Below are 23,350 nucleotides of genomic sequence, written 5' to 3'. Positions count from 1 at the left end.
ATTTAAATGCGATGTTCGCTTTTGACCCAGCGCACGGTGCCGGATGATGCACGCATCACCACGCTTTCGGTCGTCATCATGCCATTGCGCAGTTTCTTGACCCCTTCCAGAAGGGAGCCGTCGGTAACGCCGGTTGCAGCAAAAATAACATCACCCTTGGCCAGCTCGTTAAGGTCATAGACTTTATCGAGATCTTCAATGCCCCATTTATGGGCGCGCTTGCGTTCATCGTCATTGCGGAAGACCAAGCGGCCTTTGAACTGGCCACCAACACAGCGCAATGCCGCTGCTGCCAGAACGCCCTCTGGTGCGCCGCCACAGCCCATATACATATCGACGGTGGTTTCTTCGTCGGTGGTGGCAATCACGCCCGCGACATCCCCGTCGGGGATCAGCATGATGCCGCAGCCGATTTCACGCAGCTCGGAAATGATTTTTTCATGGCGCGGACGGTCGAGGACGCAGACAATAATCTCTGCCGGTTCGACGCCCTTTTCCTTTGCCACCGCAGTGACATTTTCCCGCACGGATTTGTTAAGGTCGATAATATCGTCGGAATAACCCGGACCTACGGCCAGTTTATCCATGTAAACATCGGGTGCGTTGAGCAAATTGCCCTTTTCGGCAATGGCCAGAACAGCAAGCGCGTTGGCACCGGCTTTGGCGGTGATGGTCGTGCCTTCCAGCGGGTCCAGCGCGATGTCGATTTCCGGCGATTCGCCTTCGCAGCCGCGGCCCACTTTTTCGCCAATGAACAGCATCGGTGCTTCGTCGCGTTCGCCTTCGCCTATGACAACCGTGCCGCAGATATTAAGCTCGTTCAGCGCAGCGCGCATCGCTTCAACCGCCGCTGCATCAGCCGCCTTTTCATCGCCGCGACCCACCATCTTTGCTGCCGAAACCGCAGCCGCTTCGGTTACGCGAACCATCTCCAAAACCAGAATACGGTCGAGTATGTCACTTGATTTAGGCATTTGAATATATAGTCCTTCTTTAAGGGGCCGATTTTGCGACTCTCGATAGGGGAGCCTTATAACAATGTCGAGAAGCCTTATAGGCCTGATACTTGATTATACGCAGGGCTAATGAAAGCGCCCTCATTTCTTTCAAAAAGGTTTAATCCTCGTCACTTAACAGGTGCATGACAACAGGGTCGCCTTGCAGGCTGCTCGAATTGGCAAGTTTTTCAAGGCCTTGCGTGACATCGCGTTCCAGGCTTTCATGAGTAACCATGGAGATCAGCACCGATCCTTCGTTGGTTTTTTCTGTCTGGATCATGCTTTCTATCGATACCTGCGCGTCGCGCATCGCCGCCGTGATCTCCGCCAGAACGCCCGGTTTGTCGGCTACGACGAAACGGATATAGCTTCTGCCCGTGCGGTTGCCGCTTTCGGCGCGGCCGCCTTTGACCATTTTATCGGCTGGCATAGAAAATACCGTGCCGCCATCGTTGCGGGCAATATCAATAATGTCGGCGACCACCGCAGATGCCGTTGGTCCGTCACCGGCACCGGCACCCTGGAACATCAGCCGGCCGGAATAATTGCCTTCGGCAACCACAGCATTGGTTGACCCTTCGATGTGGGCGAGCGGATGGCTTTCGGGCACCAGATAGGCGTTAACGCGCTGGAACAGTTTGCCACCATCCATCCGCGCCATGCCGAGCAGGCGGATGCGATAGCCCAAAGCTTTTGCCTGTCCGATGTCGGCGGACATGATACCGCGGATCCCGGCCACTTCCACGCCATCAAAATCGACCTCTGTGCCAAAGGAAAGCGCGGCCAGAATCGCAAGTTTATGCGCGGCATCAACGCCATCAATATCAAAGCCGGGGTCGGCCTCGGCATAGCCCAGATTCTGTGCATCCTTCAAAACGGAGTCAAAATCGCTGCCATGCTTTTCCATTGTCGTCAGGATATAATTGCTGGTTCCGTTCAGGATGCCGTACACCCGCTCGATCCTGTTGGCCGAAGCCCCGTCGCGTATCCCCTTGATAACCGGAATACCGCCCGCAACCGCCGCTTCATATTTCAGTGAAATGCCCTTGCTTTCCGCCAGCAGGGCAAGCTCCATACCGTGATGCGCGATCATGGCCTTATTGGCCGTGACAAAGGATTTGCCGTGGCTAAGGCTGTTTCGCGCAAGCGTAAGCGCCGGGCCATCAGAGCCGCCGACCATTTCCACTACGCAGTCCACGTCCGGCTCGGCAGCCAGAGCGTCCATATCATCGACCCACTTATAGGGGGAAAGGTCAACGCCGCGATCACGGTTACGGTCGCGGGCCGAGACAGCGACAATGGAAATCGGCCGCCCGGCACGCTGTGCAATCATCGCACCATTTTCGTTGATCAGGCGGATTACGCCGGAACCGACGGTGCCTAAACCAGCAAGAGCGATACGAAGAGGAGCTGTCATAATATAACCTTGGATACGTTAAGATGGACCGGATGAATGAAAATCCAGCCCGTCTAATAACGCCGCCGCATCATAATGCCAGCCCGTCTTGTTAATAAGGCATCTATAATAACCGCCTGTGCCGAACCGGCATTATATATAGAGCATATATAGAGCAGGAAAATCGGCCCATTATGTCGGGCTATTATAGAACCATTATAAAGAAGCCTCTTCGCCCCAGAATTATGATCGAATATGGATAAGGCTGCTATTGCTCTAACAGATGCGCACTATATTCGGGCGGGCGCGAGCGGATGCAATTTCCCAGATCCTGTATTACCAGATTATAATCCACCCGTGCCTGATGGACATTGGCTTCCACAGCGTCGCTTATCGCATCTTCGGGCAAGGATTTTGGCAGGAAACAGGCCAGACGATACCATAATAATGTATTCTCTTTGGGCGCTTTTGCGGCTTCGTCCACGATTTCACTCAAGGATACGGCCCAGACCTTGTCCTGACCCTGGCGGCTTAATATCGTGATGGAAACAGGATCGCCGGTTTTGGTTTCAAGAAAAACCTGTGTCTCGCCATCCCCGATAATGGTTCCCGGAACGTGGAAAGCATGACCAATGCCGGTAATCGCGGGGGGTGCATCGCGTGCAACAATTTCCCGCACTATGGAGCGGACCCGCTGGTCCCTTTGCGCCGTCCATGCAATTTGTGCGTCCGGCGCGGAAAGCTGTATATCGCCATTATCAGTGGAAAGGTTGCGCGCAAAAACAAGGAACGGCTTTTTCTTAATTTTCGGCGCGCGTCCGCGATCGTCAAGCGGCATGTCTATAACGTAGCGAATCATCTCGGGCATCCCGCCCAGACCACGAATCAAGGCGTTTGTTGTCGCTTCGATATAGTATCTTTGAGTGCCCGGAGGCGCGTTTGGAGCCCTTTTTGGATCAATTTTTATCGCTTCTTTGATTGTAACATGCGCAATGACCGGAGAGTGGATACTCAAGTCGGCAAGGTCGGCATATTGCAATGGATCTGGGGCAGGGGAAGATTGCGAAAATGCCGGAAAATCAGCGATTAAAGCGTATAGCAAGGCGACGATTATCAGAGATGTTTTTGGCATGATTATCCTGTAAATTTCGCATAGGTGGAACCGGATAATAAGCACCATTGCTTGTTAATGGTAGCTTAATTAGTAGTTAGCAAATAAAGCGATTGCCTGCCTCCAACTACGGCGTTAAAACATTTTTTAAGATAGCTTTCACCTTAAAGAAAAGCTGTTATGGGGAATATTGGGAATCGCTGTATGTCGCTTTGCGGTGATGTGCAGTTTTAACCTTTTTACAGGTTTGTTCCTGAGGGAAGAAAAAGGAGTTTAGTTTCTGAATGGCTTATGCTGACCAACAACAAATGAGCACAAGCAAGTTGGTATCTATCATACTTGTTGTGATCATTCACGCGCTGTTTGGGTATGCTTTGGTGACTGGCCTGGCTTATAGTGCTGTCAAGAAGGTGGCCTCGGAGCTCGATATGATCGATATCCAAGAAGAAGAACCTCCAGAAGAAATTGAGGAGCCACCACCACCTCCACCAGACCAACCGATCGAACCACCTCCCGTGGTTACACCTCCGCCAATCGTGGCTCCGCCCGCAGCTCCGCGGCCAGTGATATCGCAGCAACCCATTGCTCCGCCTGTCATCCGCCCGCCGGTTGTCGCGCCGCCACCACCTCCGCCTCCTCCTCCGGCTCCGCAACGGGCGAACCCGGAACCTCGGGGAAATCCGGGTAACTGGGCGAACGCCAATGACTATCCTTCGCGCGCTTTGCGTGAGGAGCGTGAAGGTACTACCAGTTTCCGTGTGACTGTAGGTACAGATGGACGGGTCAGTTCGTGCCAGATCACCGGGTCCAGCGGACATGCTGATCTTGACGAAGCAACTTGCAAGAACATCCAGCGCAGAGCACGGTTCCGTCCTGCTCTTGACAGTAACGGGGAGCCTATGGTCGCAACCTGGTCAAGCCGGGTTCGTTGGCAGATACCTGATTAATGTTAAACGCAGCGGGTTCAGCTTCGTGGGCCCGTTGCAAGGAATAAATTTTAAATCAATCTATCCTTGAGGGGAAATTATAATGTTTACTGAAATCTTAGCTGCCGCTGGAACTGGGGCACCGCAAAACTCTTTCGGTTTCTGGGAAGCCATGCAACAGGGCGGCGTCATTGCCTGGTTCACCCTGGCTGTTCTCGCAATCATGTCTGTATCGTCTTTCTACATCCTGTTCTCCAAATTGTTCGAACAGAACAAGGTGATGAAACAGGGCGTGGCTGCACGTGCCGCTTTTGTGAAAGCAAGCAGCCTGAAAGAAAGCGCTGCGAAGCTTGAGAAGAACAGTGCATATCGTCAAATCATCGACGACGGCATCAAAGCCGAAGAAGATCACGCTCGTTTGACCGATCCTGTCGAAGCCCATGACTGGCTGCACGGCTCGCTGAACCGTTCGGAAGCCTTGATCAATTCCAAGCTGGCTACCGGTCTGCCATGGCTTGCAACGGTTGGTGCGACCTCTCCGTTTATTGGTTTGTTCGGTACGGTTATCGGTATTTACCGCGCACTGATCAAAATCGGTATCGCTGGTCAGGCATCTATTGACGCTGTTGCCGGTCCGGTTGGTGAAGCTCTTATCATGACCGCACTTGGTCTTGCTGTGGCTGTTCCTGCCGTTCTTGCTTATAACTGGCTGCAAGGTCGTAACAAGCGCATCGCAGAAGACCTGAGCGGTTTTTCCAACGATGTTCTTGGCTACATTTCTTCTGACGGTGCAGTACGTCCATCTGCTCCGGTCAAAGGTACCGCGCCTGCTAAACCAGCCGCTGCTCCTGCCGCGAAGCCAGCTGTTAAGAAATAAGGCGTTTGCCAAGGGCCATTTTCCGATGACAGTTTGTTCCGGTCAATGGCCCTGGCGGCCCCTGATTTCCGAAAGTGCAGAATATGCTCTGCTTTTTCGATCTAGTATATTTTTGAGAGGATAGAATCTTATGGCGATGAATGTTGGGGACGCTGGTGGAGCAGAAACTCCTCTATCGGACATTAACACGACCCCGCTAGTGGATGTCATGCTGGTTTTGCTGATCATTTTCTTGATCGCCGTTCCTGTGGTGATCCAGACAGTGGAACTAGAATTGCCGGTTCTACCGTTCGAGGTAACGACGACTAAACCGGAAAACGTGCTGCTCGCTGTCACCACGACAGATGTTGCCGGCCGTGATCCCGGTGATCCGGACTATTCCGGTGCCAATCCAGGCGGCAATTGCCGAATCTATTGGAATACGACTCCGGTAGATTCAACCGAGCTGGTTCAAAGAGCCGTGAAACAGTTGGAAGACCAGATTGAAGCTTTTGGTGGTGTAGAAAATATGACCCCCGAAGATATGCCCGAAGTGCATATCCGCGGTGACATCAACACCCCTTACCGGTGCATTGGCGGGGCAATCTATGCCATGCAACGTGCTGGCTTTGCCAAGGTCGGGTTCCTGTCTACGCCTGTTGCAATCGAGTAGCCAGATGACGGTATTAAATTTCAGAGTTTTTAAGGAGACGCACCAATGGCCATGAGTGGCGGTAGAGATGATGGTTCGCCGATGATGGAAATGAACACGACGCCGTTGATCGACGTCTTGCTCGTTTTGCTCATCATGTTCATCATTACAATCCCGGTCCAGACCCACGCGGTCAAACTGGACCTGCCTGTGGATGACCCCAATCAGTCTGATCCACCACCAATTGATCCGGTGAAAAACCGTTTGGGTATCACCCCTACAAACCAGATCTTGTGGAATGATACGCCGGTGTCACTGACCCAGGTGGAAACGTATCTGGCGCAAACCAAGTCCATTGTTCCGGAACCCGAACTCCAGTTCCAGCCGGACCCTGTCAGTGCCTATCTGACCGTCGACCGTGTTCTGGCCGTGATCAAAGATAGCGGTGTCAGCAAATTCGGATTTGTCGGCAACGAACAATATAGCAGCTTTGGCAAGGCATCACGTTTGCCCAACTAAAGCTTTGCGATACTATTCACGAAAGGGCGGTGGAGCAATCCATCGCCCTTTTTTATTGGGCTGAGTGCGGGCTTTTAGGGGCCTCTGTTTGCACGAACAGGCGCGGTTATTGGGTGTCGTTGCAAAAAGGGCTTAAACGAGACCCGCGAGCAAGTGCGCACAAATTCGTCATTCCCGCGCAGGCGGGAATCCAGCTTACCTTCTGCAACGTCCAGATAGCTGGATTCCCGCCTGCGCAGGAATGACGGTAGAGGCTCTCACGTCCTATAACCTTTAAGATTCTTGGCAGCGGTCAGTGATGAAACGCACTATAGGTCTCAATAAGCCCCGCGCCAAACATCACAGGCCGTTACTCATGTTAGGCATATGACGTGAGCGTGTACAAAACCACGCCCGCTAGAAACCTTCTGCCAGCGCTAGACCGCGATAGCTGACGGGGCCTGTTCTCCGCTAAACTGCAACTCGGCCAGTTTGGCGTAGAGGCCGTTCTGGGTGATGAGGCTGTCATGGTCCCCTTGTTCGACAATCTGCCCGTTATCCATCACGATGATCCGGTCTGCCGAACGGATAGTCGCAAGGCGGTGGGCGATGACGATGGTGGTGCGGTCCTTCATCAGGCGGTCGAGCGCATCCTGAACCAGCCTTTCGCTTTCGGCATCCAGCGCGGATGTCGCTTCATCAAGCAGTAGGATCGGTGTCTTGCGCAGCAGAGCGCGGGCTATGGCAATCCGTTGGCGCTGCCCGCCGGACAGTCTTGTGCCCGCTTCACCCATGTAACTGTCCAGTCCTTCGGGCAGCTCCCTCAGGAATTTTTCTGCATTGGCGGCGTGTGCAGCGGCCCAGATTTCTTCATCGGTCGCATCCCACTTGCCATAGCGCAGATTGTCGCGTGCGGAGGCCGCAAACAGCACGGTGTCCTGCGGAACAAGCGCCATCCGTTCCCGAACAGCCGCCGGATCGGCAGAGGGCAGGGCAACCCCGTCAATCCTGACGCTACCGCTTTGCGGGTCGTAAAAACGCTGGGCAAGCTGGAACAGGGTGGATTTCCCCGCACCCGACGGACCGACAACCGCCACCGTTTCGCCGGGTGATACAGTCAGCGAGAAATTTTTGAGCGCGGCGGTATCCTGCCGCGTCGGATAGGCGAAGCTGACATTATCAAACGAAATCTGGCCCCGCGGCGGTTCCGGCAAAGCGATGGGGTTGGCGGGAGCCGCGATGCCGGGTTCTTCGGAAAGCAATTCCGCAAGACGGCCAGCCGCGCCTGCTCCGCGCAAAAGGTCGCCATAAACTTCGGTCAAAGCGCCAAAGGAACCGGCAACAAGGCCGCCGGTCAGCACGAACGCGGCAATCGTGCCGCCCGAAATGCTGCCATCCGCAACGCCCAGCGCCCCGCGCCACATCAACAGGGTTATCCCTGTGAACACCAGTGCAATGACGACGGCGGTCAAAGCCGCGCGCAATAATATCCGCCGCTTGGCCGTGTCGAATGTATTTTCGACCGCCAGGCCAAATCTTTCATGCTCGCGCTCTTCCTGACCGAATGCCTGCACAACTTTCATCGCGCCCAGCGTTTCGGCGATCATAGCCCCGACATCGGCAACGCGGTCCTGACTGGACCTAGAAACATTGGTGAGCTTGCGGCCAATGAATACGATGGGCACAATGACGACGGGAATGCCCAGCAGCAACCCGGCGGTCAATGTCGGCGCCAGCGTGAACAGGAAGATAATCCCGCCAATGCCGATGACAATATTACGCAGCGCAACCGATACCGTGGTGCCGACAATCTGTTCGATAATCGCGGTATCCGATGTCATCCGCGAGGCAATTTCCGATGGCCGGTTTTCTTCAAAAAAGCCGGGGGCAAGGCGCAGCAGGTTGCGCTGAACCGCAAGCCGGATATCCGCCACCACCCGTTCACCCAGCCAGCTTACAAAATAGAACCGGAAAGCGGTAGCGACAGCCAATACCGCAACAATGACCAAAAGTGTCTGGAAATAGGGCGCGACATCGCCGCCGCCCGATGCGAAGCCTTCATCGACAATCGATTTGAAGCCCCAGGGAATCGCCAATGTTGCCAGCGCCGCAAATAAAAGGGCAAGCGCGGCGAAAAATATCTGTTTCGGATAACAAATGGCCCGGTCCCACACCATTCGCAAATTGCCAATTTTCTTTAGCGCAGGCTTTTCTTCCGCCGTAATTTCCTGTTCGGTGGCGCTGGCGCTGGTATTCTCGATGGCATTTTCACTCATAAAATAAGCCCCTAGCAGCGCGATCTTTGGGTCACAATCCTGTTGGCAACCACAAGCGGTTTGCCAATATTGCGCGTAATGAAACCGGTTTTGCCTACATAGGCTTTTATTGCGCGATGCCAAGACCAGTTATGCTTCGCGGGCCTATAGCAGGCTTGCCACCTGAATTTCGATTCTGGATGAACTGCAAGCCACTGGCAAGCTGATGTAAAATTCCCTAGGAACCGATATATTCGGCGTATTACCGTTGATTGATTCGCTCTGAAAGTCAAAAGACTAACCGGAGTATGAGGGGCTAGGAGGATTATCGGTGAACCAGATCGCTTCAAACGGGCAATTGCGAATGTCACTGTTTCGCTGGATTTTATTCGTCGTTCCGGTGGTTGTGCTATTGGGTTTCCTGTCGGGCCAGATTGCCGGATCGACCGAGGATAACCGCTGGTTTCAGGCGCTGGTAAAGCCTGATATAATGCCGCCCGGATGGGCATTCGGTGCCGCCTGGACTGTCCTTTACATCATGATGGGCACGGCATTGGCGATGATATTGCACGCGCGCGGTGCCCCTTTGCGCGGCGTTGCGGTCACATTATTCGTGATCCAGTTCATATTAAACCTGCTGTGGTCGCCGCTATTTTTCGGCATGCATCAGGTGACAGCCGGATTTTGGCTTATCATCGCGATTTTCATATCTGCATTTGCCACAACAATGGCTTTCGGGCGCGTCCGTAAAGCCGCCGCGTGGCTGATGATCCCCTATCTGGCATGGCTTTGTTTCGCGGGAATATTGAACAGACAGATAGGCGAATTGAATCCGCACGCGGAAACTCTTGTTGTGCCGGCAGCGACTTCCCAGATATAAGCCATGAGATAAAGGCAGGACCAATCAAAGCCTGATCCCCAGACGGAGTATAAGACATGCAGAGCCAGAACAGATTTTTTGACGACCTATCCAAGGTGCTGAACGGCCTTGCGGGCACAGTTGCCGGGGTGGGCCGCGAAGCCGAAGCCGGTGCGCGCGAGCGTGCAAAGGAATGGTTCGGCGGCATGGATTTTGTTTCGCGTGAGGAGTTTGAAGCGGTCAAGGAAATGGCCGCCAAAGCCCGTGGGGAGGCCGACGCCCTGAAAAAGCGTGTGGATGCCCTGGAAAAAGCAGCAGGAAAAACAGCGCAAAAAACGACCCCGAAAGCAAGTGCCGCGAAACCGGCTGCGCGCAAACCTGCGGTGAAGAAAACCGCCGCCAAGCCAGCAGACAAGACACCGCCCGCGACCGGGGAGTAGTTTCTCCTCTTTTGGGTAAGTTCCGTCATTCCCGCCTGCGCGGGAATGACGTTTGATGGTGCGGCGGGGTCGATCAGACAAGCTGCGGGTTCATAAATCTTCGCCACATACGCCGATTATCCACAATCTTCCCACAAACAATCTGGGCATAGGTGCCGCTTCGCTTGCCCTGCGTAATGCGCTGGGCCACTAAGGCGGCACGAGAGATGCAGAAGCGCCGGGCGTCTGATTTTGGGCCCGTGCAAATGATTTGGAGCCGCTATGCTGGACGATATTTGGTCTGAGCTTGATATGGAAGAAGCGCCGCCGGTGGATATGCTGGTCGCTTTTTTTGAAGCACGCGGCTGGGCAGTCAACCATGTCAACGACGAAGAAATCTCGGTATCGATAAAGGGCAACTGGACCAGCTATCAATTGCGGGCGGTGTGGCGTGATGAAGACCATGTGCTGCAACTTCTCTTGCTGCCGCAGCTTCACGTCCCCGATGACAAGAAATCCGCCATTTATGAAACGCTGGCTTTAATCAACGAACAGCTCTGGCTAGGCCATTTTGATTTCTGGTCCACCGATAATATATTGCTGTTCCGCCATGGCATCATGCTGGGCGGCAGCGGGATGCTTGGTCTGGATCAGGCGCAGACAATTGTCGATATGGCGATTGACGAATGGGAGCGTTTTTATCCCGTGTTCCAGTTTGTCCTGTGGAGCGACAAAAGCCCGCAGGATGCCATTGCCCATGCCATGATCGACATTCAGGGCGAGGCATGAGGGCTGTCAGGTAGTTTGGATAAACATCTTTTTTACGTTAACCCTGAGCCTGTCGAAGGGTATTTAAGGCATTGACGCCGCGCTTAATCTGGAGACGCCCTTCAACAGGCTCAGGGCTAACGGTTATTCCATAGGATAATCGCCAGGCACGAAAGGAAATAATATGATCGCAGAGGGCTTTAACAATATCTGGTTTATCGGTTGCGGCAATATGGGCGGCGCGATTCTGCAAGCCTGGCTGGACCAGGGGCTTGATGCGGGCAGGGTCACGGTGATTAAACCCAATCAATCTGCGCTGCCCGGCGGCTTGCAATCACAGCCGGATTATCCCGATGGCCCGGCGCCTGATCTGGTCATGCTGGCCATGAAGCCCTATCAGTTGCAGGATGTAGCGGCGGAGCTCGCGCCGCTGGTGGCGGGCAATACGCATATCGTGTCCGTGCTGGCAGGAACCGAAATTGAAATGTTGCGCCACGCGTTTCCAAAGGCCGGAAAGATTATCCGCCTGATGCCCAATATGGCGGTGACCGTCGCCAAATCGCCGATGATCCTGATTGCCGAGGGCGATGATGCCAGTTTGAAGCAAAAGATGAGCCAGCTTTTTTCCCCGCTCGGCCCGCCCGAATGGCTGGAAAATGAAGGGCAGATGCATATTGCGACGGCTTTGTCCGGTTCCGGCCCCGCCTTTGTGTTCCGGTTCATTGATGCGCTGGCCGCTTCTGCTACGGATCTGGGCATGGACAAGGCGCAAGCGGCGCGCATGGCGCTGGCCATGGTGGACGGCGCGGCGACGCTGGCCGTGGCATCCGATGTCAGTCCGGGCGAGCTGGCGGATCAGGTGGCAAGCCCCAATGGTGTGACCCGCAAGGGGCTGGACGTGCTGGACGCCGACGGGCGCGTCAATGCGCTGCTGCGCGATGTGTTGAAAGCCGCGATGGAGCGCAACCGCGAAATGGCCGAGGAAGCGAAGGGTTAGGGGGGTAATCTCTACTAAAGCTCATAACCACCAGATAACGCTGTCCTACACGCGATAGGCTATGATACAGGCCCACCCGGCTCTTTCTCAATCCTGAATAATCTTGCCTTCCACGGCCCGTAATCTCCTACACGCTAGCGGAGGATTTTTGTGCAAAAGCTAAAAAAGCCCATTTACAGTTTTTGGGGGAAATTAAACGTTCCTTGGTGTGAAGTTAGTGAAGTTTGAAAAAATCTAGCCTTTGTCATTTCGCAGGTCGAAAACCATTTGCCGGTCGGCTTCGGGGATCAATCCTTCCAGAACGCGCCAGAATCCCGATACGGATTCCTGCCCAGCGCTGACATAAGCGGCGGAAAGGCGCGAGCGTAGCTGCGTGAATAATTCCGCTTCCAGCGCTTTGCCCTTGTCCGTCAGCCGCAATAATTTCTGGCGGCGGTCAACGGACCCGGTTTTTGTCACAACCAGATCGCGCTCATGCAGCTCTTTCAGCACGCGTCCCAACGACTGTTTTGTGATCGCCAGCAAGCGCAGCAATTCGCCCACGGTCAAATCGGGTTGGCGCGCAATAAAATAGAGCGCCCGATGATGCGCACGGCCCAGCCCTTGCTTCACAAGCTCTTTATCAATAGCATTGGTCAGGCGGGTATAGCCGAAATAGAGCAGCTCAATCCCGCGGCGGACCTCGTCTTCACGCAGGAAGAGAGGAGATGCGCCAGTGGAGGCAGAGGAACGAGATAAGTCAGACATGTTGACATATCTTGACATGGAGTTTCAGGGATTGCAAGATAATCCCGACCCCCGAATCTTCCTATCAATTTTTCCAACCTGTGGAGCGAAAGTAACCGGATATGGCCAATGACGACAGTCTTGAATTCCTAGTCGAAAAGCACAGCGCTCCGGTCCCGACGGAAGAGCGGACCCAGGCTTTAATGGATCCGGGGTTTGGCAAATTGTTCACCGACCATATGGTGACGATTCGTTACAGTGAAGAATGGGGATGGCACGATGCCAAGGTGCAGGCGCGCGCGCCTATTCCTATGGACCCGGCATCTTCGGTCCTGCATTATGCACAGGAAATTTTCGAAGGCATGAAGGCTTACCGGCTTGCCGACGGCACAACGGCGCTGTTCCGGCCCGAACAAAATGCCCGGCGCTTTAACGCCTCTGCCCGGCGGATGGCCATGCCCGAACTGCCAGAAGAAGTTTTTTTGAAATCGGTTGAAAGCCTGGTTGAAATTGACCGTGACTGGCTTCCTTCGGTCGAAGGCGGCTCGCTCTATTTGCGGCCCTTCATGTTCGCCAGCGAAGTGTTTCTGGGCGTGCGTCCGGCCAAGGAATATCTCTATATGGTCATCGCATCGCCGGTGGGAGCCTATTTCAAGGCCGGTGCTTCGGCCATTACGATCTGGGTGTCAGAACATTATAGCCGCGCAGCACCGGGCGGCACAGGCGCGGCCAAATGCGGCGGCAATTATGCAGCAAGCCTGATCGCGCAGGCAGAGGCAATCGAACAGGATTGCGACCAGGTCGTGTTCCTTGATGCCGCGGAGCACCGCTGGGTTGAGGAACTGGGCGGCATGAACCTGTTTTTCGTCATGGATGACGGCCGGTTGATCACCCCGCCACTGACTGGCACGATCTTGCCCGGCATCACACGGGAATCGATCATCGCGCTGGCCCGTGAAGAGGGGCTTGAAGTCTGTGAGGAACCTTATTCGATCGACCAGTGGCGCGATGATGCAGCCAGCGGAAAATTAAGGGAAACCTTCGCCTGCGGGACCGCAGCGGTGGTGACGGCGGTGGGAACTGTCCGTTCCTCAGATGGCGATTTTACGATAGGCAGCGGCGGGCCGGGCCAACTTACCGAAAAGCTGCGCGCGCGTCTTGTCGACATTCAACGCGGCCTTGCCGAAGACACGCACGGCTGGGTTAAGCGATTGTTCTAAAATAAGCTGCAACTCGCTCTTGCCCCCTTGGGGGAAGTTGGATATTAGGCCCCTTCGCTGATGATTGCGTTGCCCTCTACAGGGCCGCAAAGATGAGCATGGGCCGGGCCATATATCGGCCCGAATATTGGGGTGTCGCCAAGTGGTAAGGCAGCGGCTTTTGATGCCGCCATGCGCAGGTTCGAATCCTGCCACCCCAGCCACCTTTTGTTTGACAGTTCAGCACTTGAAAAACCTTTGGCTTCTCTGCGAGTCAAAACCCCGTGGCACCCTGTGGTGGTCTCGATTTTAGCACCATGACTCGCGCGCCGTTTCAGCACATCGACTGGCTCCTCGGGCGTTCCATCAGATTTACGACTGGGCGATCAGGAAAGCGGGTCAGGAGTGAACCGCCCCCGACGGACTCGCGAGGTTACGTAACATTACGGAATGCGCGAAAAATTCCGTTGGTCCAGTTTTTAGACTGGAACAGACAAGGGCATGCCGATGGCAGCTATGTTCGCACATCCGCTGCTCCCCTTGGCAAGCGAAGTTGGCGGTGTCTCTCAAGGCTGCAGGTCGGCGGTAGCGATGACCCAAACGAACGCCTTCAAATAAAGGAGACTAGACATGGCACTTGGATATTTATCACCCTACCGCAGTGGTTCGGTCGCACCTGCGGGACGTGGATCGAACGGAGGCTCGCTCCTCGACATCAATCGAGAGATCAATCGGATGTTCGATGCGCTTTTCGAACAGGGCAGAGACAGCGTTACTCTCAGCCCGGGAATGCTGGCTCCGGCGCTGGACGTCCATCAGGATGATGACAAGATCGAAATCACGGTGGAGCTCGCGGGCGTCAAGGAGGACGACATTGATATTACTGTCGAAGACGGAGTGCTGACGCTGCGCGGCGAGAAAAGGAGCCAGCGGTCCGATAAAGAACGCGGCTACACCGAGCGCAGCTACGGCACGTTCGTGCGACGCATTTCCCTGCCCCCGACGGTCGACGAGGATGCGTGTTCGGCGGATTTCGAGAACGGCGTGCTGAAGTTAACTCTGCCGGTCAGCGAACAGAAATCCCGCGGACGGAAGATCAAGCTTGGAAGTAAATCTGCAAGCTCCAAGGCCGAGGGAGCGCAGACCGACCGTGAGCCTGATAAGGCGCCAGCAGCAAAGAGCGGCAAGCCAAGGGCGAAGGCGAAGAAGAAGGATTAAACCTCGCCGATCGCTGCGGGTTGCCTGTGCTCAACTGGTTTACCGAGCGACCTCGTCGTTCGGCTAGGGGACGCTGCGCCAATTCCGACACTTCTTTCGCGGAGGACTGCGAAGCAAATTAAACAACGGAAAACATGGATCGCTCCATATTTAAAGGACAAATACTGATGGAAACGCCCTTGGAACTCTCCTTCGCGGATATCGAGCCGTCGGATGAAATCAAGTCGCTTGTCGCCGAGAAGGTTGCGCACCTCGAAACCTTTTACGATGGTATCACCAGTTGCCACGTCTATATTCGTGCGCCGCATCAAAGTCAGCGCAAGGGCAACCTGTATGAGGTTACTATCGAAGTGCGGGTGCCGGGCGACGAACTTGTGGTGCGAAAGCACCAGGACGATAAGGCCGTAAACGAGCATCTTCGGGTAGTGGTGCGCGATGCCTTCGCAACGATGGTCAGGAAATTGAAGCGCTGGAAGGATCAGGTCAGCGGCAACGTCAAGGCCCACGACGGGCCTTTGCAGGGCAAGGTCGCCGAAATCAATCACGACGAAGGCTATGGTCAGATCATCGCGACCGATCACCGGTTGATCTATTTTCACAAAAACAGTGTGGTCGACGGTAGCTTCGAGGCCTTGCAGCAGGGGGCGGCAGTCGAACTCGTGGTGCAGACCGGCGAAAGCGGAATCGGGCCGCAGGCGAGCACAGTCCGTCCCATTGGCGGACTTGCATATGATTCAACCTCGAAGCCCAGCCGGAGATGACGGCTGAAACATCGACGTCGCAATTGTCGGTGCTCAGCCCCTCAGCGGGTAGTGCGCGACAACTTCGTAATGCGCGCCAGAGCCCAGTAAGTGACTCTCGAACAGTGTAAATCCCTCTGCTTGCCAAGTCGTGCGCAAACCGGAGTGCCGGGCCACCCAGGGTGCAATAGGGCCGGTGTCACGGGTGAGGCGGGCGATCGTAATATGTGGCGTGAAGCGCCGGGTCTCGCGCCCGAGCCCCTCCAGATCGCACACACGCTCGATCTTCGCCCGCAGTCCCCCAAGCTCGGGCGTGAGCGGAATCCGTGCCCAGATGGCGCTCGGCATAGCTTTGCGTTCAAAATACGACACGCCCTCCAGCGTTAATTCAAATGACGGCCAGACGATCCTTGCCAGGGCAGAGGCAAGATCGTTGGTGGTCGGGCGCTCGACTTGCCCGATAAAGCGCAAGGTCAGGTGCAGTTGCTCGTCGTCCTGCCAGCGTGCTCCCTCCAGCGCTTCCATCGTATCGATCAGCGCATCTCGCACAGAGGCAGGCGGGCGAATGCCGATGAATAGACGGTGGGACATCGTGGCTATCTACCATGCTCGGGCCGACCTGCCAGTGTCTCTTGTTAAACAAAAAGACGGCATAAGCCCCTTGGCTTTTGAAGCTATGCGGGCATAATAAGAGACAAGCAACCGGAAGCAAACCGTTACAAGTCCAACCGATGTCCAGGAGCTGCCGATGTCGCACAGGGAACGGAGCGCCTGAGGAGTATTCAGTAACAGTGCTAAGTTCATTCATTACTACTCGCGGCCTGCTCCTGGCCATATTCATGTTGATGGCGGGCAACGGTGTCATATCCACGCTTGTCAGTTTCCGGCTGGAGAGCGCAGGAACACGGGCCGGGCTCATCGGACTCGTGGCAACTTCCTATTTCATCGGCCTCACCGTCGGAGCTTTGCGTGTTTCGCCGATTATCCGCCGCGTGGGGCATATCCGCACCTTCGCTGCCGCGGTTTCTCTTCTTTCGGCAACTACGCTCGCATACACGGTTTTTCAGGGCACTGGATTTTGGGCTCTGCTGCGCTTCATCGACGGGCTTAGCGTTGCCGCCGTCTTCATCTGTCTTGAGAGCTGGCTCAACGAGCAAGCCGAGTCCGGAACCCGTGGCTCTGTCCTCGCTGCCTACATGATCTGTCTTTATGCGGGACAGTCGCTGGGGCAGTTCCTCCTCAACCTCGGCGGACCTGCCGCAGCGCCTTTCATAGCATCTTCCCTGTTGATCTCGCTATCTATTCTGCCAATCGCGCTCACTCGCATGAAAGAACCGGTAGTGGCGCAACAGGCTCCCTTTTCGGTCCACCGCCTCTATACGGCATCGCCTCTGGGAGTAGTGGGGTGCGGCATGATCGGGCTGATGCTCGGCGCCTTCTATGGCATGGGAGCCGTATATGCCCGCCGCCTAGGCTTGGAGATGTCGGAAATAGCCCTCTTCATGAGCGTGGTGATCGCAGGGGGTGTGGCGTTGCAGTGGCCAGTCGGTTGGCTGTCCGACCGCTTTGACCGGCGAGCGGTCATTGTCGCTGTCCTGCTTGGAACGACAGCTGTTTGCGGCGGACTGGCATGGGTTACAGGCTCTGGCCCCGTGCTTCTGATTCTCGGCCTTTTGTTTGGCGGATTGAGCTTTGCCCTTTATCCGCTCTGCGTGGCACATACCAACGATCATCTGAGCGCGGAGCAGCGGGTCAGTGCGAGCGGCGGTCTGGTGCTTACCTACTCGATCGGGGCTGCGGCCGGTCCCACCGCAGGCGCCGGGGTAATGATGGCTGCTGGCGCAGGGGGTCTGTTCCTGTTTATCGGTGCTTGTGCCTTGCTTACGTTAATCTTCGCGCTTTGGCGGCAGATTCGCCGTGAGCCGGTCCCGAGCGAGTTGCAGCAGCCCTATCAGATCCTGCCGCGCACCACACCTGCGGCAGCCGAACTCGACCGGCTTCCTCGCTCGAAAAACTAATCTTTGCGCATTCTTGCAACCGAACGCTTTGCGAAGTGTTAAAAACACTAGCGCAAACGCTAGCAGGAAAAAATATTGTCCGATCCCGTTCTGAAGGAAGCCGCCTCACTGGGGAACAGCGCGCGAATTCAGGTCAATCCACCTGTCTTCTACATTTCGGCTGGACTTATTCTGCTCTTTGCAATCTTGGGCGCTGTCTTCGCGGCACCCGCAGCAGTGCTGTTCTCGCGCGTGCAAGCTTTCATCGTCGCGGATTTTGGCTGGTTCTACGTTGCTGTAGTCACGGGATTTCTGGTTTTTGTCATCTATCTGATGTTTAGCAGGCACGGGGACGTGAAGCTCGGGCCTGATGAGAGCGAGCCTGATTATAGCTATATTTCATGGTTTGCGATGTTGTTCAGCGCGGGAATGGGTATCGGCCTCGTATTTTTCGGCGTCGCGGAACCTATCCAGCATTATGCCGCTCCTCCGGTCGGTGAAGGCGGCACGTTCGAGGCTGCGCGGCAGGCTATGGTTCTGACGTTCCTCCATTGGGGACTCCACGCTTGGGCGATCTACATCGTCGTGGGCCTGGCGCTTGCATATTTCTCGTTTCGCCGCGGGTTGCCATTGGCACTTCGTTCACCGCTCTTTCCCCTTATTGGGCGGCGCATCTTTGGACCTATCGGTCATGCCGTCGACATATTCGCAGTCATTGGAACAATGTTCGGGGTAGCGACCTCGCTTGGCCTAGGCGTTCTCCAAGTGAATGCGGGTTTCGACTACCTGTTCGGTGTTCCCGTTTCGGTGAACACGCAATTGCTTTTGATCGCAGTTATAACCGCTATCGCGACGCTGTCGGTCTTTCTGGGGCTCGACAAGGGGGTGAAGCGCTTGTCGGAGCTCAACATCATCCTTGCCGTCTTTCTGCTCTGCTTCGTCATGCTCATTGGGCCGACGATATTCCTGCTCGATGCCTATCTGCAGAACATAGGTGCTTATCTGGATTCGCTCGTCCAGCGCACTTTCCGCCTCTACGCGTATGAGCCAAACCCATGGCTTGGCGACTGGACCTTGTTCTACTGGGGATGGTGGATCGCCTGGTCTCCTTTCGTAGGCATGTTCATTGCCCGGATTTCCCGGGGCCGGACGATCCGCGAGTTCATCAGCGGTGTGCTGTTGGTGCCGGTGCTGTTCAGCTTCCTTTGGATGACCGTGTTCGGCAACACCGCAATCGCTCTCGACATGAACGGAGTTGCGCCCATTGCCGAAACCGCTCTCACCAACCTTCCCGTTGCTCTGTTCGAGACGCTGGCGGCGTTACCATTCAGCGTTGTCACCTCTTTCGTTGCGACGCTTCTGGTGATCACCTTTTTCATAACCTCCGCGGATTCGGGCGCACTAGTCATGGACACGATCACATCGGGCGCCGCTGAAAATCCGCCGGTATGGCAGCGCATTTTCTGGGCGGTATGTGCCGGCACGATTGCGGGTGTGCTGCTTCTTGCTGGCGGTCTTCAGGCGCTTCAGACTGCTGCTATCGCCAGCGCTTTGCCCTTTGCGGTTATCATGATCTTCATCTGCTTTGGCCTCTTGCGCGCGCTGCAGATGGAACAGGAGGGCTCGACGATCGATCTTTCGAGTGCCGAGACTGCTGCCACCGATCCCGTACTCAGCTGGCAACAGCGACTGGCTTCGCTAGTTCAGCACTTCAGCGCCGACCAGATCGCGAGTTTCATTGACACGACAGCCAGGCCTGCGCTGGAAGCGGTCGCTGATCAGATGCGCGAGAGCGGCTTCTCGCCCGAGATAACGGAGGGGGCCGATCACCTTGACCTGAAGATTCCCCACGGCGAGAGAGGCGAATTTTATTATACGATCCGCTCGAGAAGTTTCCTCTCTCCCAGCTTCATGTGGCTCGAAAGACCCAAGCTACCTGACGGGGAACAGCGCCACTATCGAGCAATGGCGCATAGTTCCGAGGGCGATCAGCCGCACGACGTGTCAGGGTTTACGCAAGATCAGCTAATCAACGACCTGCTGAATCGCTATGCACGTTTCCGCCACGCTCGCCGGTTGGCGCAACGATGACGAAATCACTACAGTCCATTTGGAGCACGTATTGTAGTGGCCAAACAGAGCCAGCAAAATTATCAGTATAAAAGATTGTCGGTAAATGGAAATTCCATTATTATAAAAAGAAAATATCCGCGATTTTAAATTGCAGTTACGAGTCGCAGCGAGGAGCTAAGGATGACTGGACTGTCAAAGCTCGCCGGAGCCATGGCGCTATCCTTGTTCGCCACAGGATGCGTCGCCACGTCCACACCTTACCAGCCGATCTCATCGGCGAACCGGGTGGAGGGCGGATATTCCCAAGTTCAGCTCGCGTCGAACATCTTCAGGGTGACTTTTGCTGGCAACAGCTTCACCTCGCGAGAGCGGGTGGAGGCGTCGTTGCTGTATCGCGCCGCCGAACTTACGCTCCAGCATCGTTACGACTGGTTCATCATCGAAGACCGCGAAGTTGAAAGGCAGGTCGAGCGCGAAATACGGCCCGACCCGCTCTACCGGCCTTGGTTTTATGATGATTACGCCTACTGGCGCCCCTATTGGAATTACTATAGCCCGCGCACCGGCTGGCGTACTTGGGATCCTTATTACGGCGACCCCTTCTGGCGTGACCGTGTCGATACCCGCACAATCGAGAGGTTCGAGGTGTCAGCCGAGATTCGCATGGGCCACGGCTACATGCCGGCAACCAATCTCAAGGCTTTCAACGCACGCGATGTAATAGCTCGGATAGGCCCTGAAATCCGCGACGGTCGCTAACACGCGCCTCGCGACTTTGAAGCAAGGAGAATTTTAATGACACGCAAGATCATGACAAGTTTGCTCGTCTCGGCGGCCGCACTGGCACTGGCAGGTTACCCGGCACTTGCCCAACATGGAGGCGGCGCCGGCCCCAGCGGTGGCGGCATTCAGCAGATGCCACCGAGCATGCCCAGCCAGACCCGCAGCGGCGACGTTGACCAGGTTCGTGACCAGGATCAGTTGCGCGACCGTGACGCGACTCAGGACCGTGACCGGATCCGCGATCAGGATCAGTTGCGCGACCGCGACCAGTTGCAGGACCGTGATCGTCTGCAAATCAGCCGCAATGTCGAAGGCCAGCTTTCGGGCTGGCAGATGCTCACCGAGCAGGAACGCATCCAGTTCCACCAGAGGATACGCAGTGCGGCCAATGAACAGGAACGTGCACGTATCCGCACCGAGCACCAGGAGATGATTCGCGACCGCGCCGGTAACTTCGGCGTTGATTCGCCATTCGGTCCTGAGCGGATGGGCGACGGCCGGCGCGACGGTTATTATCTCTCGCAAGTGCTCACCGAGCAGGAACGGCTCCAGTTCCATCAGCGGATGCGCAATGCGGCCAATGAGCAGGAACGCGAACGCATCCGCCTGGAAATGCAGACGATGGCCAGAGAGCGCGCGCGTGAAATGGGTGTCGATGTTCCCGACTGGTATGGCAGGGGATCGCGCTGACCTCGGCTGCAGGCACCAACAGTTGCCTGCGGGTCATGGACCGGGGTTGGGCGCACGAGGGGCGATAGCGGGCGCGCTTATTTCAGTTGATGCCGAGGGACGTGTTTGCAAGATCACCCGTAAAGGCCAAGGCAGGCAGGATCCTGGTCGGCCTATTCCATCAAAGATTTCCTCAATAGCCGGAATCAGAGATGACTTATTCACTAATATCCCAAAGACCTGCCACATCTAGCTTGCTGTAAATATACAACAGGTTGGGACAATGCGATGAATGAAGCGCCACTGTCCGTGACAACATGGTTAACAGGGCCTAGGCGCTCGTTAGCCAAGTAAGGCTACTTCCCCCAATCCATACATCGAGGATATCTCATGAAAAAATGCGTTTTAGTATTAGCAGCAACTGCGGCTTGCGTATCAACCCCTGCACTTGCTCAGGACGCAAGCTCATTCAACGGCCCATATGTCGGCGGCGTTCTTGGTTTCGATAATGTTGAACTGGAAGCTGACGGAATAAAAGCCGACGATAGTGGCACTATCTATGGCGGCGTTATCGGTTATGATATGAATCTGGGCGGCTTTATCGTCGGCGCAGAAGCTGAATATACAGAATCCGCTGTCAAAGAAACCATGCCAAGCGTTCTGGTCGCTGGTGACCAGGCCCGCTTGAGTGCCGGACGCGACCTTTATGCAGGGGTTCGCTTAGGATATGAGTTCGCCCCCAACGCAATGATTTATGCCAAAGGCGGATATACAAACGCCAAAGCAAAATTGCGTTATGATGATAATGCCGGTTCGGTATCTTCATTTTCTGACGAATTGGACGGCTATCGTATCGGCGGCGGGCTAGAAGCTACAGCAGACAAGCTCTTCGTGCGTTTGGAATATCGCTATTCTGATTATGGTTCATATTCCACGGATGGACTGCTTCCCGGTATCAATACTTCGCGTCATCAGGGCGTTGTAATGGCAGGTTTGCGTTTCTAGGAAGTTTTGAACCAACGCAGGGTTAATTCTGCAATATATATTAGCCGGGGGCAGTTGCTGTCTCCGGCTTTTTAATGTCCACTTTTGATTAGCGTATAGGATAAACCTAAAGTCATAGGACCCGCGCTATCGGAGTGCCGAGCAGAGCGCTTCTTGGAAGCAAGAAAGTCGATTCGATAGAAACGAATCACTCCTATAGTCAGGAGGATTAACGACTTTAAGTGACAGGAAAACCCGGCAGAAGTGAGGACGTTGCGGCCCCGCTGATAGAAAACCGGTGGCCGATTATGTATAATGCGATGAAATCATGTAAAGCTGTGTAAATTCGCCACTGTGTCGCTAGTCAAACCCGTAAACATATAGATACATGGCCTTTGGTTAACATTACATGGCGTGACAACGCTCTCTTGGTCGCGCCTACGGGGAACATGAATGCGAATAGCTATTGCCGACGATGATAAAGATGTCGTCGATTATCTGGGCAACATTGCCGAAGGGCAAGGTCACGTCTTTGTGCCCTTTGCCGATGGTGACTCTTTGGCCAATGCGCTGCTGCGCGATACTTTTGATCTGGTGATACTGGACTGGAACATGCCAGGCAAAACCGGCTTGCAGATTCTGGAATGGATGAATGAATCCGTCGATGAAAGGCCGCCGGTGATGATGATGACAGGCCGCACCGCGAAGAAAGATATTAGCGACGCGCTAAACGCCGGGGCGGATGATTATGTCACCAAGCCGGAAGACCCGAACGTGATTGCAGCGCGTATCAACGCCATATTACGGCGCGGAACCGGCATTTCCACCATGGAAACGACGGTGCAACATGGTGATTATGTCCTCGACCGGATCGAACAAAAGGTCCGCCATAAACAAAACGAAATTGCGCTGACCGCAAAAGAGTTTGAATTGATCGATCTGATGTTCCGAAACCGCGACAGGACTCTGTCGCGCCGCTATATCATGGAAACCGTGTGGCGGACCAACGCCCACCTGACCACCCGCACACTCGATATGCATGTCTCGCGGGTGCGTTCGAAACTGTCATTAACGCCAGAGAACGGGTTTCGGATTTTCACGGTCTTCGGTTATGGCTATAGATTGGAGACACTCACTAACGGGGCATGAAGATGAGATTTGGAAAAAGTGCGTGTAAATCTTTCAATTTTTTGCGGATTTCATGCTCTCTTCTGATCGCCCCGTTT

General features: G+C 55.0%; 23 protein-coding genes and 1 tRNA gene. 18 read left to right on the top strand and 6 right to left on the bottom strand.

Annotated elements, in window-relative coordinates; translation table 11 throughout:
• Positions 1-2 precede the first annotated feature (2 nt).
• From glpX to VIN76_RS09070, 3 genes are all read right to left on the bottom strand, one after another.
• On the bottom strand, positions 3-974 hold the full coding sequence (glpX, locus tag VIN76_RS09080; RefSeq protein WP_332041526.1) for a class II fructose-bisphosphatase: 972 nt from the start codon (positions 972-974) through the stop codon (positions 3-5).
• 142 nt (positions 975-1,116) lie between these two features.
• On the bottom strand, positions 1,117-2,415 hold the full coding sequence (locus tag VIN76_RS09075) for a homoserine dehydrogenase (RefSeq protein WP_332041525.1): 1,299 nt from the start codon (positions 2,413-2,415) through the stop codon (positions 1,117-1,119).
• 247 nt (positions 2,416-2,662) lie between these two features.
• Positions 2,663-3,526 carry a hypothetical protein gene (locus VIN76_RS09070; protein WP_332041524.1) on the bottom strand — a complete coding sequence of 288 codons (864 nt, stop codon included), beginning with the start codon at positions 3,524-3,526 and terminating at the stop codon, positions 2,663-2,665.
• Between the two features lie 263 nt (positions 3,527-3,789).
• On the opposite strand from VIN76_RS09070, the gene VIN76_RS09065 reads away from it, so the two are divergent.
• The 4 genes from VIN76_RS09065 (at position 3,790) to VIN76_RS09050 (ending at position 6,458) form a co-directional block, all read left to right on the top strand.
• Entirely contained in the window at positions 3,790-4,452 is a 663-nt protein-coding gene (locus VIN76_RS09065) for an energy transducer TonB (RefSeq protein ID WP_332041523.1), read from the top strand.
• 82 nt (positions 4,453-4,534) lie between these two features.
• Positions 4,535-5,308: a MotA/TolQ/ExbB proton channel family protein gene (locus VIN76_RS09060; protein WP_332041522.1), complete on the top strand. Its 774-nt coding sequence runs from the start codon at positions 4,535-4,537 to the stop codon at positions 5,306-5,308.
• A gap of 130 nt (positions 5,309-5,438) precedes the next feature.
• The gene (locus tag VIN76_RS09055; protein WP_332041521.1) at positions 5,439-5,960 is read left to right on the top strand and encodes a biopolymer transporter ExbD; all 522 of its coding nucleotides are present in this window, start codon (positions 5,439-5,441) and stop codon (positions 5,958-5,960) included.
• Between the two features lie 45 nt (positions 5,961-6,005).
• Positions 6,006-6,458, top strand: a complete 453-nt coding sequence (locus tag VIN76_RS09050; RefSeq protein ID WP_332041520.1) for an ExbD/TolR family protein — start codon at positions 6,006-6,008, stop codon at positions 6,456-6,458.
• Positions 6,459-6,874: 416 nt separating this feature from the next.
• Here VIN76_RS09050 and VIN76_RS09045 read toward each other — a convergent pair whose 3' ends face one another.
• The gene (locus tag VIN76_RS09045) at positions 6,875-8,713 is read right to left on the bottom strand and encodes an ABC transporter transmembrane domain-containing protein (RefSeq protein ID WP_332041519.1); all 1,839 of its coding nucleotides are present in this window, start codon (positions 8,711-8,713) and stop codon (positions 6,875-6,877) included.
• A gap of 310 nt (positions 8,714-9,023) precedes the next feature.
• Here VIN76_RS09045 and VIN76_RS09040 point away from each other — a divergent pair, with 310 nt between their 5' ends.
• The 4 genes from VIN76_RS09040 to proC all read left to right on the top strand — a co-directional run bounded on the left by VIN76_RS09040 (position 9,024) and on the right by proC (position 11,735).
• Positions 9,024-9,572, top strand: a complete 549-nt coding sequence (locus VIN76_RS09040) for a TspO/MBR family protein (RefSeq protein WP_332041518.1) — start codon at positions 9,024-9,026, stop codon at positions 9,570-9,572.
• 56 nt (positions 9,573-9,628) lie between these two features.
• Positions 9,629-9,991 (top strand): accessory factor UbiK family protein, encoded by a 363-nt coding sequence (locus tag VIN76_RS09035; RefSeq protein ID WP_332041517.1) that lies wholly within the window; start codon positions 9,629-9,631, stop codon positions 9,989-9,991.
• A 261-nt stretch (positions 9,992-10,252) separates the two neighbouring features.
• Positions 10,253-10,759, top strand: coding sequence for a YbjN domain-containing protein (locus VIN76_RS09030; protein ID WP_332041516.1), 507 nt, complete (start codon positions 10,253-10,255; stop codon positions 10,757-10,759).
• Between the two features lie 163 nt (positions 10,760-10,922).
• On the top strand, positions 10,923-11,735 hold the full coding sequence (gene proC, locus VIN76_RS09025; RefSeq protein WP_332041515.1) for a pyrroline-5-carboxylate reductase: 813 nt from the start codon (positions 10,923-10,925) through the stop codon (positions 11,733-11,735).
• 234 nt (positions 11,736-11,969) lie between these two features.
• On the opposite strand, the gene VIN76_RS09020 is transcribed toward proC, so the two are convergent.
• Positions 11,970-12,482, bottom strand: coding sequence for a MarR family winged helix-turn-helix transcriptional regulator (locus VIN76_RS09020; RefSeq protein WP_332041514.1), 513 nt, complete (start codon positions 12,480-12,482; stop codon positions 11,970-11,972).
• A 101-nt stretch (positions 12,483-12,583) separates the two neighbouring features.
• On the opposite strand from VIN76_RS09020, the gene VIN76_RS09015 reads away from it, so the two are divergent.
• The 4 genes from VIN76_RS09015 to VIN76_RS09000 all read left to right on the top strand — a co-directional run bounded on the left by VIN76_RS09015 (position 12,584) and on the right by VIN76_RS09000 (position 15,639).
• Positions 12,584-13,681 carry a branched-chain amino acid aminotransferase gene (locus tag VIN76_RS09015; RefSeq protein WP_332041513.1) on the top strand — a complete coding sequence of 366 codons (1,098 nt, stop codon included), beginning with the start codon at positions 12,584-12,586 and terminating at the stop codon, positions 13,679-13,681.
• 128 nt (positions 13,682-13,809) lie between these two features.
• Positions 13,810-13,884, top strand: a tRNA-Gln gene (locus tag VIN76_RS09010).
• Between the two features lie 406 nt (positions 13,885-14,290).
• Complete coding sequence (locus VIN76_RS09005; protein WP_332041512.1) at positions 14,291-14,878, top strand: Hsp20/alpha crystallin family protein; 588 nt, start codon at positions 14,291-14,293, stop codon at positions 14,876-14,878.
• A 167-nt stretch (positions 14,879-15,045) separates the two neighbouring features.
• Entirely contained in the window at positions 15,046-15,639 is a 594-nt protein-coding gene (locus tag VIN76_RS09000; RefSeq protein ID WP_332041511.1) for an HPF/RaiA family ribosome-associated protein, read from the top strand.
• 33 nt (positions 15,640-15,672) lie between these two features.
• On the opposite strand, the gene thpR is transcribed toward VIN76_RS09000, so the two are convergent.
• Positions 15,673-16,209, bottom strand: a complete 537-nt coding sequence (gene thpR, locus VIN76_RS08995; RefSeq protein ID WP_332041510.1) for an RNA 2',3'-cyclic phosphodiesterase — start codon at positions 16,207-16,209, stop codon at positions 15,673-15,675.
• Positions 16,210-16,409: 200 nt separating this feature from the next.
• Between thpR and VIN76_RS08990 the strand changes: the two genes are divergently transcribed.
• The 6 genes from VIN76_RS08990 to VIN76_RS08965 all read left to right on the top strand — a co-directional run bounded on the left by VIN76_RS08990 (position 16,410) and on the right by VIN76_RS08965 (position 23,273).
• Complete coding sequence (locus tag VIN76_RS08990; protein WP_332041509.1) at positions 16,410-17,636, top strand: MFS transporter; 1,227 nt, start codon at positions 16,410-16,412, stop codon at positions 17,634-17,636.
• Positions 17,637-17,711: 75 nt separating this feature from the next.
• Entirely contained in the window at positions 17,712-19,706 is a 1,995-nt protein-coding gene (locus VIN76_RS08985) for a BCCT family transporter (protein ID WP_332041508.1), read from the top strand.
• A gap of 162 nt (positions 19,707-19,868) precedes the next feature.
• Positions 19,869-20,447: a CC0125/CC1285 family lipoprotein gene (locus VIN76_RS08980; protein ID WP_332041507.1), complete on the top strand. Its 579-nt coding sequence runs from the start codon at positions 19,869-19,871 to the stop codon at positions 20,445-20,447.
• A 36-nt stretch (positions 20,448-20,483) separates the two neighbouring features.
• Positions 20,484-21,161 carry a hypothetical protein gene (locus VIN76_RS08975; protein WP_332041506.1) on the top strand — a complete coding sequence of 226 codons (678 nt, stop codon included), beginning with the start codon at positions 20,484-20,486 and terminating at the stop codon, positions 21,159-21,161.
• Between the two features lie 369 nt (positions 21,162-21,530).
• Positions 21,531-22,145 (top strand): outer membrane protein, encoded by a 615-nt coding sequence (locus tag VIN76_RS08970; RefSeq protein ID WP_332041505.1) that lies wholly within the window; start codon positions 21,531-21,533, stop codon positions 22,143-22,145.
• 432 nt (positions 22,146-22,577) lie between these two features.
• Positions 22,578-23,273 carry a response regulator transcription factor gene (locus VIN76_RS08965; protein WP_332041504.1) on the top strand — a complete coding sequence of 232 codons (696 nt, stop codon included), beginning with the start codon at positions 22,578-22,580 and terminating at the stop codon, positions 23,271-23,273.
• The last annotated feature ends 77 nt before the right edge of the window (positions 23,274-23,350 follow it).

Source organism: Parasphingorhabdus sp. (assembly GCF_036568145.1).
Lineage (GTDB): Bacteria > Pseudomonadota > Alphaproteobacteria > Sphingomonadales > Sphingomonadaceae > Parasphingorhabdus.
This window is presented reverse-complemented; position numbering and strand designations above follow the sequence as displayed.